The 14,669-nt window shown below is 68.3% G+C and carries 14 protein-coding genes; 8 read left to right on the top strand and 6 right to left on the bottom strand.

The window, feature by feature from the left end:
- Positions 1-40: 40 nt before the first annotated feature.
- Positions 41-613 (bottom strand): sigma-70 family RNA polymerase sigma factor, encoded by a 573-nt coding sequence (locus ACODTJ_RS13395; RefSeq protein WP_454658768.1) that lies wholly within the window; start codon positions 611-613, stop codon positions 41-43.
- A gap of 153 nt (positions 614-766) precedes the next feature.
- On the opposite strand from ACODTJ_RS13395, the gene ACODTJ_RS13390 reads away from it, so the two are divergent.
- The 8 genes from ACODTJ_RS13390 (at position 767) to ACODTJ_RS13355 (ending at position 9,416) form a co-directional block, all read left to right on the top strand.
- Positions 767-1,657: a CE1 family esterase gene (locus tag ACODTJ_RS13390; RefSeq protein WP_454658769.1), complete on the top strand. Its 891-nt coding sequence runs from the start codon at positions 767-769 to the stop codon at positions 1,655-1,657.
- A 73-nt stretch (positions 1,658-1,730) separates the two neighbouring features.
- Entirely contained in the window at positions 1,731-3,383 is a 1,653-nt protein-coding gene (locus ACODTJ_RS13385; RefSeq protein WP_454658770.1) for a thiamine pyrophosphate-binding protein, read from the top strand.
- Positions 3,383-4,579, top strand: a complete 1,197-nt coding sequence (locus tag ACODTJ_RS13380; protein WP_454658771.1) for an OpgC family protein — start codon at positions 3,383-3,385, stop codon at positions 4,577-4,579. Before ACODTJ_RS13385 ends, ACODTJ_RS13380 begins: the two co-directional genes overlap by 1 nt.
- Positions 4,580-4,648: 69 nt before the next feature.
- On the top strand, positions 4,649-6,046 hold the full coding sequence (locus ACODTJ_RS13375) for a tetratricopeptide repeat protein (protein WP_454658772.1): 1,398 nt from the start codon (positions 4,649-4,651) through the stop codon (positions 6,044-6,046).
- 21 nt (positions 6,047-6,067) lie between these two features.
- On the top strand, positions 6,068-6,553 hold the full coding sequence (locus ACODTJ_RS13370; RefSeq protein ID WP_454658773.1) for a hypothetical protein: 486 nt from the start codon (positions 6,068-6,070) through the stop codon (positions 6,551-6,553).
- 16 nt (positions 6,554-6,569) lie between these two features.
- On the top strand, positions 6,570-7,040 hold the full coding sequence (locus tag ACODTJ_RS13365; RefSeq protein ID WP_454658774.1) for a YHS domain-containing (seleno)protein: 471 nt from the start codon (positions 6,570-6,572) through the stop codon (positions 7,038-7,040).
- Between the two features lie 127 nt (positions 7,041-7,167).
- Positions 7,168-8,100: an acetamidase/formamidase family protein gene (locus ACODTJ_RS13360; protein WP_454658775.1), complete on the top strand. Its 933-nt coding sequence runs from the start codon at positions 7,168-7,170 to the stop codon at positions 8,098-8,100.
- Positions 8,101-8,141: 41 nt separating this feature from the next.
- Positions 8,142-9,416: a M20/M25/M40 family metallo-hydrolase gene (locus ACODTJ_RS13355; protein WP_454658776.1), complete on the top strand. Its 1,275-nt coding sequence runs from the start codon at positions 8,142-8,144 to the stop codon at positions 9,414-9,416.
- A gap of 3 nt (positions 9,417-9,419) precedes the next feature.
- Here ACODTJ_RS13355 and ACODTJ_RS13350 read toward each other — a convergent pair whose 3' ends face one another.
- From ACODTJ_RS13350 to ACODTJ_RS13330, 5 genes are all read right to left on the bottom strand, one after another.
- Positions 9,420-10,472, bottom strand: a complete 1,053-nt coding sequence (locus tag ACODTJ_RS13350; protein WP_454658777.1) for an aldo/keto reductase — start codon at positions 10,470-10,472, stop codon at positions 9,420-9,422.
- Between the two features lie 71 nt (positions 10,473-10,543).
- Positions 10,544-11,359 carry an ABC transporter permease gene (locus tag ACODTJ_RS13345; protein ID WP_293808591.1) on the bottom strand — a complete coding sequence of 272 codons (816 nt, stop codon included), beginning with the start codon at positions 11,357-11,359 and terminating at the stop codon, positions 10,544-10,546.
- Entirely contained in the window at positions 11,356-12,192 is an 837-nt protein-coding gene (locus ACODTJ_RS13340; RefSeq protein WP_488849042.1) for an ABC transporter permease, read from the bottom strand. The genes ACODTJ_RS13345 and ACODTJ_RS13340 overlap by 4 nt, the downstream gene beginning before the upstream one ends.
- A gap of 188 nt (positions 12,193-12,380) precedes the next feature.
- A complete protein-coding gene (locus ACODTJ_RS13335) occupies positions 12,381-13,511 on the bottom strand; it encodes an ABC transporter substrate-binding protein (RefSeq protein ID WP_454658778.1) in 1,131 nt (376 codons plus the stop codon).
- A gap of 15 nt (positions 13,512-13,526) precedes the next feature.
- Complete coding sequence (locus ACODTJ_RS13330; protein ID WP_454658779.1) at positions 13,527-14,642, bottom strand: ABC transporter ATP-binding protein; 1,116 nt, start codon at positions 14,640-14,642, stop codon at positions 13,527-13,529.
- Between the last annotated feature and the right edge of the window lie 27 nt (positions 14,643-14,669).

Raw genomic sequence — 14,669 nt, 5'->3', positions numbered from 1 at the left:
CGGCGAAAGGTTACGGACCTTGGAATGCGCATCGGCTGCATCATGGCCCCGCCCGGCGTTTCGAGAGGAATTTCGCCATCGCCTGCAGGCCGCGATGGATCGCGACCTTCGCCGCCGTCTCCGTCATTCCGGCACGGCCGGCTGCTTCGGCGACGCTGGCGCCCTGGAGCTTGACCTGATCGATCAGCCGGCGCGTACGCTCCGGCAGCATGGCCATCGCACGCTCCAGATCGAGCCTTGCCTCGGCCGCGACGGTCTCCGACGGACCTGCGAGCTGATATGCTTCGTCCTCGAGCGGCAGGGCGCCGGCATGGCGGCCGGAACGGCGCAGATGATCGACCAGCTTGTAGCGCGCGATGGCATGGGCCCAGGCCGTCACCGGGCTCGCGGCATCGTAGGTGTGGCGCGCGAGGTGCAGCGCCAGCAAGGTCTCCTGCAGCACATCCTCCGCCTCGCTCGCCTCGGTCCGGCCGGCGCGCGCCAGCATCTGGCGCAGATAGCCGCGCAGCCGCACGCTGATCGTGTCGAGGAAGAGGCGATAGGCCGCGGCATCGCCGGCAAGGGCCGCGAGGAAGATCGGTCGGAGCAGGGTTTCGAGCTCTTGCAGCGACACGTCTTGCGCTTTTTCCAGGAGGATTCGCAGCTCAACTCCGTCGCATGGCGGGCGCAGGCTCACAAGCCCGCGATGGCGAGGTGAAGCGAACCCGGCGCCCCGCTACGCTCGCGCGGGAGCCACGAAGCTTCACCTGCAGCGGAGACATCAGGCATGGCAACAAGGCTGAGGCTCGCCGGCGCGATGGCCGGGTTTTGCATGGTTGCTTCGGCGCTTGCGCAGGAGCCGGGCCATGCTCAGCCCGGCAGCGCCTGCCCCGCCGATCGGGGTTGCAGCGTGGCGAGCGGCAGCTATCGCATCATGCTGCCGCCGCAGACTGCGGTAGGACGGCCGGTCGGCGCCATCCTGTATTTTCACGGCTATCAGGGCTCGGCCGAGGAGGTGATCGCCGATCCCGTCTTCGCCGCCGTCGCCCGTCGCCTCGGGGTCGCACTGGTCGCGCCCGACGGCGCCGGCCACTCCTGGTCCTTCCCCGGCTCTCCCGCGAAGCAGCGCGACGAATTCGCCTTCGTCGGGCAGGTGCTGGACGATGTCGTCGCACGTTTCCCCATCGATCCCCGCCGCATCCTCGCGAGCGGCTTCTCTCAGGGCGGTTCGATGGTCTGGTCCCTCGCCTGCCGCATGCCACGGCGCTTCGCCGCCTTCGCCCCGATCGCCGGCGCGTTTTGGGAGCCACTGCCCGCAAGCTGCGAAAGCCCGCGTCCACCGCTGATCCATGTTCACGGCACGAGCGACATGACGGTTCCGCTCGCCGGCCGCACGCTGCGCTCCGGCGCCCGGCAGGGCGATGTCTTCAGGAGTTTCGCGATCATCGCACCTGGCGGCTGCACGGCCGGCTGGCCCGGAAGCACGCGCGCCGCCAGCGGCGCGGGCGAACTCGCCTGCCGCGTCGCCAGCGGCTGCGGCAACCCCTCACGGCTGGAACTCTGCCTGCATCCTGGCGGTCACGACGTCGTTGCGGCCTGGGTCGAGCGCGCCTGGCGTTTGACGATGCCGGCCGGATCGCCCGTTGCCGCAGGGCGCAGCAGCCTCACGTCTCCGTGATCGTGTAACCAAACGGGCGCCCCGCGCGATCTCTCCGGCATGGCCGCTGCGGCTGCGAACGGAGAGAGAGACGATGCGCCACGAACGGATAGCGGCCGCGGGGCCGGACGGAACCCGTCCGGAAGAGTTCGTGACCGGCGCCGATCTCCTGGCCGCCACGCTCGCAGCAGCAGGCGCGACCCATGCCTTCGGCATTCCCGGCGGCGAGGTGCTGGCGCTGGTCGATGCGCTCGAACGTGCCGGCATCCGTTTCGAACTCGCGCGGCACGAGAACGCCGCGGGCTTCATGGCGGAAGGGCTCTGGCACGCGACCGGTGCGCTGCCCGTGCTGGTCGCGACGCTCGGTCCCGGCGTCGCCAATGCCGTCAATGTCGTCGCCAACGCGCAGCAGGATCGCGTGCCGCTGGTCTTCGTGACCGGCTGCGTCGACCAGGCCCTGGCCGAGAGCTACACCCATCAGGTCTTCGACCATCAGGCCGTATTGCGCCCGCTGGTCAAGGCCAGCTTTCGCGTTGCGCCGGGCACCGAGGCTCTCGTCGTCGCCAAGGCCGTCGCACTCGCCCGGAGCGGCCGGCCGGGACCGGTCCATATCGACCTGCCGATCTCGATCGCCGAAGCCCGCGCGGCCTCGCATGCGACCTACGTCATTCCGCCTGCCGCTCCCGCGATTCCGGCCGATATTTGGCCTGCGCAAGCCCTGATCGCCGCCGCGCAGAGGCCGCTCGTGATCGCCGGGCTCGACCTCGTCAATCAGGACGGAGGCGGAGCAGCGCTCGATCGCTTCCTGGCCGCGACCGGCGCGGCGCTCCTCACCACCTACAAGGCCAAGGGGCTGGTGCCGGACAGCGATCCGCGCGTGATCGGCGCCGTCGGCCTCTCGCCCAAAGCCGATGCGCTCGCCCGGCCGCTGATCGAGACCGCCGACCTGATCGTGCTGGCCGGCTACGATCCGATCGAGATGCGCCAGGGCTGGCGAAACCCCTGGCCGGCCGGCAAGCCGGTCATCGACATCGTCGCCGAGCCCGTTCAGCACGGCATGCATCATTCCAGCCTGCTGCTGGCAGGCGATGTCGGCTCGATCCTGACCCGCCTGTCGGACGGGCTGACAGGCGGCCGGACCTGGCCTGGCTGCGAACCGACGACAGCGCGCGAGGCCTTCCTTGCCGCTTTCGCCGATCCCAAGGAATGGGGGCCGCACGCCGTCTTCGAGACCCTACGCTGGATCGCACCGGCAGGTACGGTCGCAACGGCCGATTCCGGCGCGCATCGCATCCTGCTCAGCCAATTGTGGAGCTGCGACGGGCCGCGCCGCCTGCTGCAATCGAGCGGGCTCTGCACCATGGGCTGCGCCCTGCCGCTGGCAACCGGCGCCGCCCTCGGCGCGGGCCGCCCGACGCTGTGCTTCGTCGGCGATGCCGGGCTTGAGATGGTGCTGGGCGAGCTGGCGACGCTACGGGATCTCGGCCTCCCGGTGATCGTCGTCGTACTGGTCGACCGGGCGCTCGGGCTGATCGCGCTGAAGCAGCGTCAGCTCGGCCTGGCCCGCGCCGGCGTCGATATCGGCGAAACCGATTTCGCCGCGGTCGCGCGCGCGATGGGCGGGCATGGCGCGACGATCGAGGATCGCGAGACGCTGGCGCGCGAAGCCGAAGCGGCGTTCTGGCGCAGCGGCTTCACGCTGCTCGCCTGCCGTATCGACGCCGCGAGCTACGAGGGAGCCTTCTGATGGCGGGGCTCCCCACGACGCCGGCAAAGCGGCCACGCGACGAGCGGCTCGACCTGTTTCGCGGCCTGACCATGCTGATCATCTTCGTCGCGCATCTGCCGGATAACAGCTGGAACGCCTGGATTCCCGCGCGCTTCGGGTTCTCGTCCGGCGCCGAGCTCTTCGTCTTCTGCTCCGGCATCGCCAGCGCGCTGGCCTTCGGCGGCGTCTTCACGCGTCGCGGGTTGTGGCTGGGCACGGCGCGCATCGCCTACCGGATCTGGCAGGTCTACTGGGCGCAGATCGGCCTCGTCCTCGCACTGATCGCGCTCGCCGCCACGCTCGATCGCATCTTCGGCCTGGCGGAGATCGCGCGGCAGTTCGCGCCGCTGCTGTCCGATCCCGAGCAGGCGCTGTTCGGCCTGGTCACGCTCACCTGGCAGCCGGACTATCTCGACATCCTGCCGATGTATCTCGTCATCCTGGCGCTGGTGCCGGTGATGATGCTGGCGCGGCACCTCCATGCCGCCTTGCCCTTGCTGACCGCGGCGGCGCTCTATGCGATGGTCTGGGCCGCCGGCTTCAATCTCTCCGGCAATCCCTGGAACGGCACGGGCTGGTTCCTCAATCCCTTCGCCTGGCAGCTGATCTTCTTCATCGGCTTCTTCATCGGCATGAGATGGCTGCCAGTGCCCCGACTCGGCGACCGCCGGCTGATGCTCGCTGCCGCAATCTTCCTGCTGCTGTCGCTGCCGCTCTCCTTCTGGGGCATCCTGGAGCATTGGCCCTTCGCGCAGGCCGTGCGCGACCTGCTGATCCCGGCCAGCGAGAAGACCGATCTGCATATCCTGCGCGTGCTGCATTTCCTGGCGCTCGCCTATCTCGTGCTCAGCCTGATCGAGCCCTGGCGGGACCGGCTCGACCGCGGCGCGGGCCATCTGCTCATCCTGATCGGACGGCAGTCGCTCGCGACCTTCCTGGCGAGTGTCGTCCTGTCGCGCCTGCTCGGCACGATCGCCGACATGGCCGGGCGCGGCGAGCTTCTGGTCGCGCTGCTCAACCTTGCCGGATTCGCGCTGATCCTCGCCACCGCGCTCGTGGTCGGCTGGTTCAAGAGCGCTCCCTGGGCCGGTCCGGCTCCGAAGCCTGCCCCGGAGCGGCAGGGCGCAGCCGGCGCCGGTCCGGCGCTGGCTACACGGGTCCGTGAAGCGAGTTGAATGCCGGTTGATCGCGCCGTTGCGAACTCCCTCACAAGCGCCCTTCGCGGCGCGACAATGGAGCAGCCCATGTCTGACGCCGTCCATCACGATCTCTCCGGCGATCGCATCACCGTCTCCGGCGATGCCGCGCGCCTCGCCTGGAACGCTACGCTCGAAGCGCTGATGGCCCATGCCGCGGCGACGCCCGAGCATCTCGCCCGGACGCTCGGCGCCGATCCCGACTTCGCGCTCGCCCATGCCGCCAAGGGACTGATGCTGCTCACACTGGCGCGCGCCGAACTCGTCGCACCCGCCCGCGACTGCCTCGGCAAGGCGCGGGCAGCCGCTGTCCGACGGCCGGTCACGCGACGCGAGACGATGGTGATCGAGGCCTTGGCGCTGTGGCTCGACGACGCCCCGCGCCGGGCGGCCGAGCGGCTGGAGGCGATCCTGCTCGCCCATCCCTTCGACGTGCTCGCACTCAAGCTCTCGCACGGCCTGCGCTTCATGCTCGGCGATCAGGCGCAGATGCTGGCGACGCTGAACCGCTACGCACCGGGCTTCGGCGAGACCCATCCGCTCGCTGGCTTCGTCCATGGCTGCCATGCCTTCGCACTCGAAGAGCGGGGCTTCTATGCGCAGGCCGAGCGCACCGGCCGCCGCGCCGTGGCCCTGAGCCCGCGCGACGCCTGGGGCCGCCATGCCGTCGCCCATGTGCTGGAGATGACCGGCCGTGTCGACGAGGGCATCGCCTGGCTCGGCGACGGACGGCCTGTCGCCCATGCCAACAACCTGCGCTTCCACATCGTCTGGCATCTCGCCCTGTTCCGGCTGGAGCGCGGCGAGACCCCCGAGGTGCTGCGGCTCTATGACGAGGAGATCCGGGCCGAACCGACCGACGATTATCGCGACATCGCCAATGGCGCCTCGCTGCTCGCCCGGCTCGACTATGCCGGCGTCGATGTCGGCGATCGCTGGGAGGAGCTCGCGGCCAAGGCCGAAGGACGCATCCATGACGGCCGCCTCGTCTTCGCCGACCTGCACTATGCCTTGTCGCTGCTCGGTGCCGGCCATGCCGACGGGGCCGAGGCCATCGCCCGCAGCCTGATCGAGGATGCCGAGGCTCATCCCAGCGGCGAGCGGCGCGCTGCCGCCCGCAACGGTGCGTTCGCAGCCTTCGGGCTCATCGCCTTCCATGAGGGCGGCTATGACGAAGCCGCGCGGCTGCTCGGCTCAGCCCGCGACGGCTTGCTCGCGATCGGCGGCAGCCATGCCCAGCGCGACCTGTTCGAGCAGGCCCATGCCGAAAGCCTGATCCGGGCAGGCCAGCATGACCGCGCCGCCCAGCTCCTCGGCGAACGTCTGACGCGGCGCGGCGGCAACAACCTCTTCGCCGCCCGCCGGCTGGCGCAGTTGCGCAGCCGCGGCGCGGGGCGGCTCGCCGCGCTCGCCATCGCCTCGACACCGCTCGCCATCGCTCACTGAGATCCGGAAAGGACTCTCGCCATGACCACCGCGACCCTGACCCGCGGCTTCGCGCTGCCCTCGACCCGCACCGTGATCAACCTCGCCCTCGGCGGCTTTGCCGGCTTGGGTTTCTGGGAATTGTTCTCGGCCGTTCCGACCGCCTGGTTCGCCGAATATCCGCTGGAGCCGCCGGAGCTGGTGAAGTCGCTCTTCTTCCATCAGCTCGGCCTGATGATTTCGACGCCGACCGCCAAGCTGCTGCATTTCGTCACCGGCTTCCTGTTCTACCCGCTCGGCTACTGGGTCCTGACGCGCTGGGTGAAGAGCATGGGCATGCCGGCCGATGGCTGGATCTGGGGCGTGATCACCTACTTCATCGCGCTCGCCTTCTTCGCGCCGCTGGCCGGGCAGCATTTCCTGCTGAACGACGTGCCGCGCCTCTCCTTCATGAGCCTCGTCGGCCACGCGATCTACGGCTACCTCGCGGCCTATGTCTTCGAGGCGCTCGAAGCGCGCCGGGCCTGAGCGCAGGGGCAACGCCATGCTCCACAGACGCGCTTGCATCGGTCTCGCCACAGCGGCGCTGGTCGCCGCGGCAGCGGCAAAGGCCGAAGCGCCACGCCCGATCAACACGCTCGGCTCCGTGGAGGGTATCGCGATCCGCGGCTACGACCCCGTCGCCTATTTTCGCGATGGGGGGCCGCGGCCGGGCAAGCCGGAATTCGCACTCCGGTATGCCGGCGCCGTCTGGCATTTCGCCAGCGCCGAGCACAAGGCCCTGTTCGAGGCGGACCCGGAACGCTATGTGCCGGCCTATGGCGGGTACTGCGCCTATGGCACCTCGCGCGGCTATCTCGTGAAGATCGAGCCGGAGGCCTGGTCGATCGTCGATGGACGGCTCTACCTGAATTACGATCTCGGCGTGCGGGCGACCTGGCTCGGGCGGACGAAGACCTACATCGCCCGTGCCAATGCCGGTTGGCCACGGTTGACGGCGAGGGACATTCGCTGACGCCTTGCACGGCACCAGCCGACCGCCACGCAAGGCACCTGTTCGTCCGGGTACGCTTCTCAAGCCGGGAGCTTGCTCCTACGGTCACCGTCAGACACCGACGCGAACCCGGCTCAGGAAGGCTTCCATGGCGCGCCACAACTTCGTTCCGACCCGCTATTCGAACGTGCTCGCCACCCTGCCGCCAGTTTTGGAGATCGCCAGCGGCGACAGCGTCGTCACGACCACGCTGGATGCCGCCGGCTTCGGTGGCGATGGTGCGCAGCATGCCCCGCGCGGCAACCCGATGACCGGACCGTTCTTCGTCACCGGCGCCGAACCCGGCGACGCGCTGCTGGTCACGATCGAGAGAATGACGCCGAACCGGAAGACCGGCTGGACCTATTCGCCGCTGGCGCCCGGCGTGCTCGACCCTTCGGTCCTGGCTGAGCTGCCGAAGCGCGAGCGCCATGAATGGGCGATCGACGCCGAGGCCGGCACGGTGAAGCTGCTGGAGCCTTCCGCTCGCATCAAGGACTGGAGCTTCCCGCTCGCGCCGATGATGGGCTGCTTCGGCGTCGCGCCCGAGCGCGGCCAGGCGATCTCGACCGCGACCAGCGGCGCCAATGGCGGCAATATGGATTACCGGCTGTTCGGGCCGGGCGCGACGATCGCCTTCCCGGTCTTCGTCGATGGCGCGCTGTTCTTCCTCGGCGACGGCCATGCCTGCCAGGGCGATGGCGAGATCGCCGGCACCGGCGTCGAGACCTCGTTCGAGGTCGAATTCACCGTGAAGCTCCTCAAGAAGCAGAACCTGCGCTGGCCGCGCTGCGAGACCGAGACCGACCTGCTGGTGATCGCCAGCGGGCGCCCGCTCGACCAGCCACTGCAATTCGCCACGACGGAATTGCTGCGCTGGGTCGGCGAGGATCTCGGCGTCGATCCGATCGAGGCGAGCCATCTGCTCGGGCAGGCGGTGCGCTACGACATCGCCAATGTCTTCAACCCCGCCTATTGCGTCGCCGCCCGGTTGGAGAAGACCGAGCTGACGCGCGCCATGTCGTTCCGCAATCGGGGCTGAGCGCTCCATCCCTTTCGAAACGCCGACCTAGAAGACCGACCATGCCCACCGACAAAGCCGCCCTGAAAGCCGAGCTGCTTCAGGCGATCGATGCGCGCCGCGACGAGATCGTCGAATTGCTGCGCCGCTTCCTGCGCATCAAGAGCGTCAACCCGCCGGGCGATACGCGCGAGGCGGCGGCCTTCGTGCGCGAACTGCTCGATGCCGCTGGCGTGGCGCATCGCACCGAAGCCTTCGTGCCGGAGATGCCGAATATCATCAGCCGCTGGGAGGCCGGAAAGCCCGGCCGCCATCTCATGCTCAACGGCCATATGGATATCTTCCCGGTCACCAACGAGAAGCTCTGGGAAGCGGAGGTCATCGACGGCAAGATCATGGGCCGCGGCGCTTCCGACATGAAGACCGGGACGCTGGCCTCGATCCTCGCCTTCTGCCAGCTCTATCCCCACCGCGAGAAGCTCAACGGCGCGCTGTCGCTGACCGTAGTCTCGGACGAGCAGTCGGGTGGCCGCTACGGCACGAAGTTCCTGTTCGACGAGTTCGGCGACGAGATGGAAGCCGATTGCTGCCTTAATGGCGAGCCGAGCGGGCTTGCCAATCTGCGCTTCACTGAGAAAGGCACGCTGCGCTTCTCGCTCTCGGCCAGGAGCATCGGCGGCCATGGCGGCTACGCTCACCGGGCGCGCAACCCGATCGCGGATGTGAGCCGGCTCGTGACCGCAATCTATGACCGCTACCATCTCAAGCTCGCCGCGCTGCCGCCCGAGATCGATGCGGTGCTGACCTCGGCCGAGACGATCGCGGCAGCCGATCTCAATCTCGGCAAGGGTGCGGGCGATGTCGCAAGGCGCATCACCGTCAATGTCGGCATCCTGCAGGGCGGACAGAAGGCGACGCAGATCCCGACGCATTGCATCGCCCATCTCGACATGCGCATCCCGATCGGCTCCGACCGCGACGCGATCCGCGCCGATCTCGAAGTGCTCGCCCGCGAAGCCGGTTGCGAGATGGTGGTCAACGAGGATCACAGCTACCCGGCGAGCCTGACCGATCCGTTCGGCGAGATGGCCAATATCCTGCGCGGCAACATCCGCGATCTGCTCGGCCATGACGCGCCGCCGGTGTCGAGCCTGGGCGGCACCGATACACGCTACTGGCGCTGGCGCGGCGTGCCGGCCCTCATCTGCGGGCCATCGCCGATCAGCATGGGCACCGACGAGGAGCATGTCACCATCGACGAGGCGATCGCGGTGATGAAGCTGCATGTCGCCTGCGCGGTGGATTATCTCGGCTCGGCCGGCTCGGCGGCCGAGTAGCGCTCAGGCTGCGGGGACAGGCGCCGCTTCGGCGAGCAGTCCCTCGGCCTTGAGCTCACGCCAGAGCGCGGCCGGGACCGGCCGCGCGACGAGGTCCAGATTGCGCGCGACCTCCTGCGGCGTCACCGCGCCGAGCACGATCGTCGCCACAGCCGGATGGGCGGCGCAGAAGGCGAGCGCGGCTTGCGGCAGGGCGACGCCATGGCTGGCGCAGACGGCCTCGATCCGGGCGACGCGCGCCAGCACCTCGGGCGGCGCCGGCTTGTAATTGTAGAAGGCGCCGGGCTTGGCCCCGGTGGCGAGGATGCCGGAATTGAAGACGCCGGCGAGCATCACCGCGATCTTCTTTTCCAGCGCCAGCGGCAGGAATTCCGGCAGGGCGCCCTGCTCCAGCAGCGAGTAGCGGCCGGCCAGCATCATCACGTCGAAATCACCCGCGCGGGCGAAGCGCACGCACATCTCGGCTTCGTTGACGCCGACGCCGATCGCCTTGACCGCGCCGGATGAGCGCAGCTTCTCAAGGGCGCGATAGGCGCCGTCCATCGCTTCGGTGAAACGCTGCTCCATCCGGTCGCCATGGGTCCAGATATCGACGTCGTGGATCAGCAGGATGTCGATATGGTCGGTGCCGAGCCGGAGCAGCGACTGCTCGAAGGAGCGCATCGCGCCATCATAGGAATAGTCGATCACCGCCGGATGCGGCAGGCCGCCGGCATAGCCGGAGCCGTCGCCTTTCGGCTGGCCGGCCTGCATCCAGCGGCCGACCTTGGTCGAGATGATGACACTGTCGCGCGGCACGCTGCGCAGGGCCGCGCCGATGCGGTGCTCGGAGAGGCCGTGGCCGTAGAGCGGCGCGGTGTCGACGAGGTTGATGCCGGCCGCGAGCGCGGCTCGGACCGTGTCCTGCGCCGTGACCTCGTCGAGATGCCCGTAGAGATCGCCGAGCGGGGCGCCGCCGAAGCCGATCAGGCTGGGGGCAAGCCCCGCGAAGGGACGGCCACGCGGAACGGAGCCCAGAATCGTCCCGGATCGGGGGAGTTCAGCAGGGTTCGTCATAGCTGGTCCACAAGGCAGAAGGGAGCGGCAGAGTTGCGGATCACCCGTAGGCGCGCAAGTCCGCCCTCGCATCAGGCCCCGACCTTGGCGAGCACGTCGGCGCGCAGGAAGCGCTCGATGAACAGCATGAACAGCACCGAGGGCACGAGCAGGATCAGCGCCGTGATCGAGGCGACCTGATAGTTGCCACCCATCGCCGCGTTATAGAGCAGCAGCGGCAGTGTCGTGACCTGCGGCACGCCGACGAAGAAGGTGCCGGTGAACTCGTCGAGCGATTCCAGGAAGACGAAGATGCCGCTGGCGATGATGCCGGGAGCGGCGAGCGGCAGCGTCACCGAGAAGAAGGTCTTGAGCGGCGAGGCGCCAATATTGCGCGCTGCGAGTTCGAGATCCTTGTCGACGGCGGCGAAGGCCGCAGCCGCGATCCAGACCGAATAGACCAGGCCATGCGCGGCATGGACGAGCACTACGGCGAAGACCGTGCCGTTGATGCCGATATTGTAGAAGACGCGGGCGACGTTGATGTAGATCGCGACCGACGGAAAAGCCTGCGGCAGCAGAAACAGCACCATGAAGAAGGCGCGCGCCGGCAACTTCAACCGCGCCAGCGCATAGCCGGCCGGGATCGAGAGCGCGAGCGCGACGAGTACCGTCAGCACCGCGATCCAGACGGAGGTCGCGAGCGAGGCCATGGCATCGCCGGTCGGGCGGAAGACCTGCTCCCAGTAGCGCGTGCCGTAGACGACCGGCAGCTTGTAGGGTGTGTACCAGCGCTCGGCGACGGACCAGAGCGCCAGATTGACCAGCGGCCCGATCAGGAAGAAGGCGAAGGCCGCGAGCGCGAAGGCCGCCAGGACCATGCGCAGGCCGGAGACGGCCCGGATCATGGCGTGCCCTCCTTGGCCATGCCGCGCTTGAGGTAGATGATCGCAGCACCGGCCGAGATCAGGTAGGTGATAACGCCGAGCGCGTTCGCCGTGGCGTAGTCGCCATAGGCGTTGATGCGGAAGGCCATGTCGACGGTCAGCATGGTCGGCTGCGAGCCGGCCACCATCATCGGCACCGAGAGCACCGAGAGCATCGTCACGAAGGAGAGGACGAGCGCGACGAGGAGCTGCGGCATGACCTGCGGCAGGGCAAGTTCCACGAGGACGCGCATGCGCGAGGCGCCGAGGTTGCGGCCGGCCTCCAGCGTGGCGCGGTCGAGCGAGGCGAGCGCGCCGGCGAGCAGCAGCGCAACGAAGGGCGTCTGCTTCCAGACGAAGGTTGCGATGATGCCGCGCCAGTCGAGGAAGCTCACCGCCTGCAGCGGCTCCATCAGCCCGAGCGAAACGAAGGTGTTGTTCATCAGGCCGTTCTTGGCGAGGAAGGTGCGCATGCACTGCGCCGCGACGATGAAGGGAATGAAGAGCGGCCAGCGATAGAGCGCCTTCAGCGTGCCGACGATGTAGCGGTTCTCGCCGAGCGTCAGCGTGCCGGCGATGATGATGGCGGCGAGCCCGGTGAAGAAACAGGAGGCGAGCACGATGACGACGGTGAAGACGACGTCGCCGGAGTAGAGCTCCCAGGCCTTGCCGAAGGCCTGCAGCGAGAAGCCGCCCTGCGGCCCGGTGAAGGCCGAGATCAGCGAGAAGCAGAGCGGATAAAGGAACAGCGCCGCGACGAGCGCGAGGCCGGGCGCGATCAGCAGCAAGGCGAGGTTGCGTTGGGACAGGCTCATGATGAGCGGCGCTCTCCGCGACGGATGGTCAAATGGATATCCGGAACCGCGAGGTCATCCCGGACAAGCGGCGAAGCCGCGCCGATCCGGGATCCATGCCTGAACCGTTCCGGAATGGATCCCGGGTCTGCGCTTCGCTGCGCCCGGGATGACACGGTGTTTCTCCGCGTCATCCCGTCAGGCGAACCTCAGTTCGCGACCTTCTTCTCGTAGCCCTCGAGGATGTCGTTGAAGTAGGGCGCGATCGGGAAGGGCTTGCCGTTCTTGGCGAGCTCGGCCGGGGTGACGTCGGTGAAGAGCTTGTCCCAGGCGGCCTTGTCGAGCTTGCCCTCGAGGTTCTTGGCGTCGATGCCCGGATACCAGTTGAACTTCTTGACGATGCCGTCGGCCTGGACTTGGGGGCTGGTCGCGAGCGCGATGAAGGCCTCGGCCAGCTTCTTCTGGGCCGATTTCTCCGGCACGGCGTAATACATCGGCTGGCCGGGCATGCCGGGCGAGACGAGCTTGAGCTTCATGTTCGGGGGCAGCTTGCCGTCGGCCTGCCAGGAATAGAACATGTCGACCCAGACCGGGCCGATCGCGATCTCGCCGCGGTTCAGCATGTCGAGCGTGCCGGCATTGCCGGGGGTGATCACGGCGTTCTTGTTGAACTCCTTGAGATCGGCGAAGGCCTTGTCCCAACTGGCCTTGGTGGCCGCGTCATAGGGGCCCTTCATCAGCTTCTCGGCGTCGCCGCCGAAGGCATAGACCCAGCCGGCGACGAAGGAGACGCCGGACATACCGCCCTTGATGCCGTTATAGCCAAACTGCTTGGGGTTCTTCTTGGCCCAGTCGGCGAGCTCGGCGAAGGTCGCCGGCGGCGTCTTGACCATGTCGGCATTGTAGGCGAGCGCGGTCTGCGACTGGAACATCGGGATGACGAAGCCGCCGACATCGGTGCCGAGCGCGTTCTTGGCGGCGTCGCCGGTGGCGAGCTTCGCCGTCTCGACATTGCCCGTGTACTTGTTCAGCAGGCCTTCCTTGACCATCTGGCCGGCGGCCTTCTGGTGGATGACGACCACGTCGAAATCGGTGGTGGCGGCGCCCTTCTGGGCGTCGAGCTTCTCGTAGATCTTCTGCGAGCCGGAATCGCCCGGGCCGGTGCCGACCGAGACGACCTTCACGCCCGGATTGGCCTTCTCGAACATCGGCCCGAGATAGTCCTTGACGTAGTCGACCATGTTCTGGTCGCCGGCGGAGGCGACGTTGAGGGTCTGCGCGGATAGCGGCGATGCCACGATCAGCGCGGCGAGCGAGCAGGCAAGCGTGATGATGCGCATGTGTCTGACTCCCTGTCAGGCGGCAATCCCGGCCTCGGCCGCCGGGAAGATGTGAAGGCGCTGCAGCGGAATGCGCAGCCCGACCTTCGTTCCGAGTTCGTGACGGGCGACATCGTCGACCGTGATCTGGCGGCCGGCGGCTTCGACCTTGTAGCGGTAGATGCCACCGGGATAGGCGCGCGCGGCGATGGTGCCGGGCACGACGAGATCGCCACCGGCAGCCGCTGCATCATGCGCGTCGAGACTCGCGACGTCGTCGCGGAAATAGGCGAGCGCCTCGCCGGCCGGCAGAGTGGCCGCGGCGGCGCCCGTCAGCGTCGCGCGGGCATCGCCAGCGGAGACGGAAGCCTGGGCCTCGCCGCTGGTGATGCTGAGCGGGAGAACGTTCTCCGCGCCCATGAAATTGGCGACGAAGGCGCTGGCCGGGCGGTCATAGACCTCCTCGGGCGTGCCGACCTGCGCGACGCGACCGGCCTGCATGATGACCAGCCTGTCGGCCATCGTCATCGCCTCCTCGCGGTCATGGGTGACGTGGACGGCGGTGAGGCCGAGCCGCTGCTGGATGGCGCGGATCTCGTGGCGCATCACCATGCGGATCTTGGCGTCGAGATTGGAGAGAGGCTCGTCGAGCAGCAGGATGCCGGGATCGATGGCGAGCGCACGGCCGAGCGCGACGCGCTGGCGCTGGCCGCCGGAGAGCGCCGTGACCTTGCGGTCCTCGTAACCGGCAAGGCCGAGGAAATTCAGCATCTCGCCGACCTTGGCGGCGATCTCGGCCTTCGACTTGCCGCGCAGCTTCAGGCCATAGCCGATGTTCTGGAGCACGGTCATATGCGGCCAGAGCGCATAGGACTGGAAGACCATGGCCATGCCGCGCTTTTCCGGCGGCAGGCCGGCGACATCGCGGCCGCCGACGACGATCGAGCCATCCTCGACCGGGACGAAACCGGAGAGCGAGCGCAGCAGCGTGGTCTTGCCGCAGCCGGAGGAGCCGAGGAGCGCGGTGAAGCTGCCGGGGGTAAAGTCCAGATCGATCCCGTGCAGCACGCGCGTGCCGCCATAGGCGACCTTGAGGCCGCGCACGCCGATGGCCGCGCCGCTACCCGCTCTGGCTTGCGTTTCCGGCTGCAAGGCGCCTACTCCCCCGGTTCTGCTCTT

The sequence above is a fragment of the Allobosea sp. FG18 genome (assembly GCF_057809495.1).
This window is presented reverse-complemented; position numbering and strand designations above follow the sequence as displayed.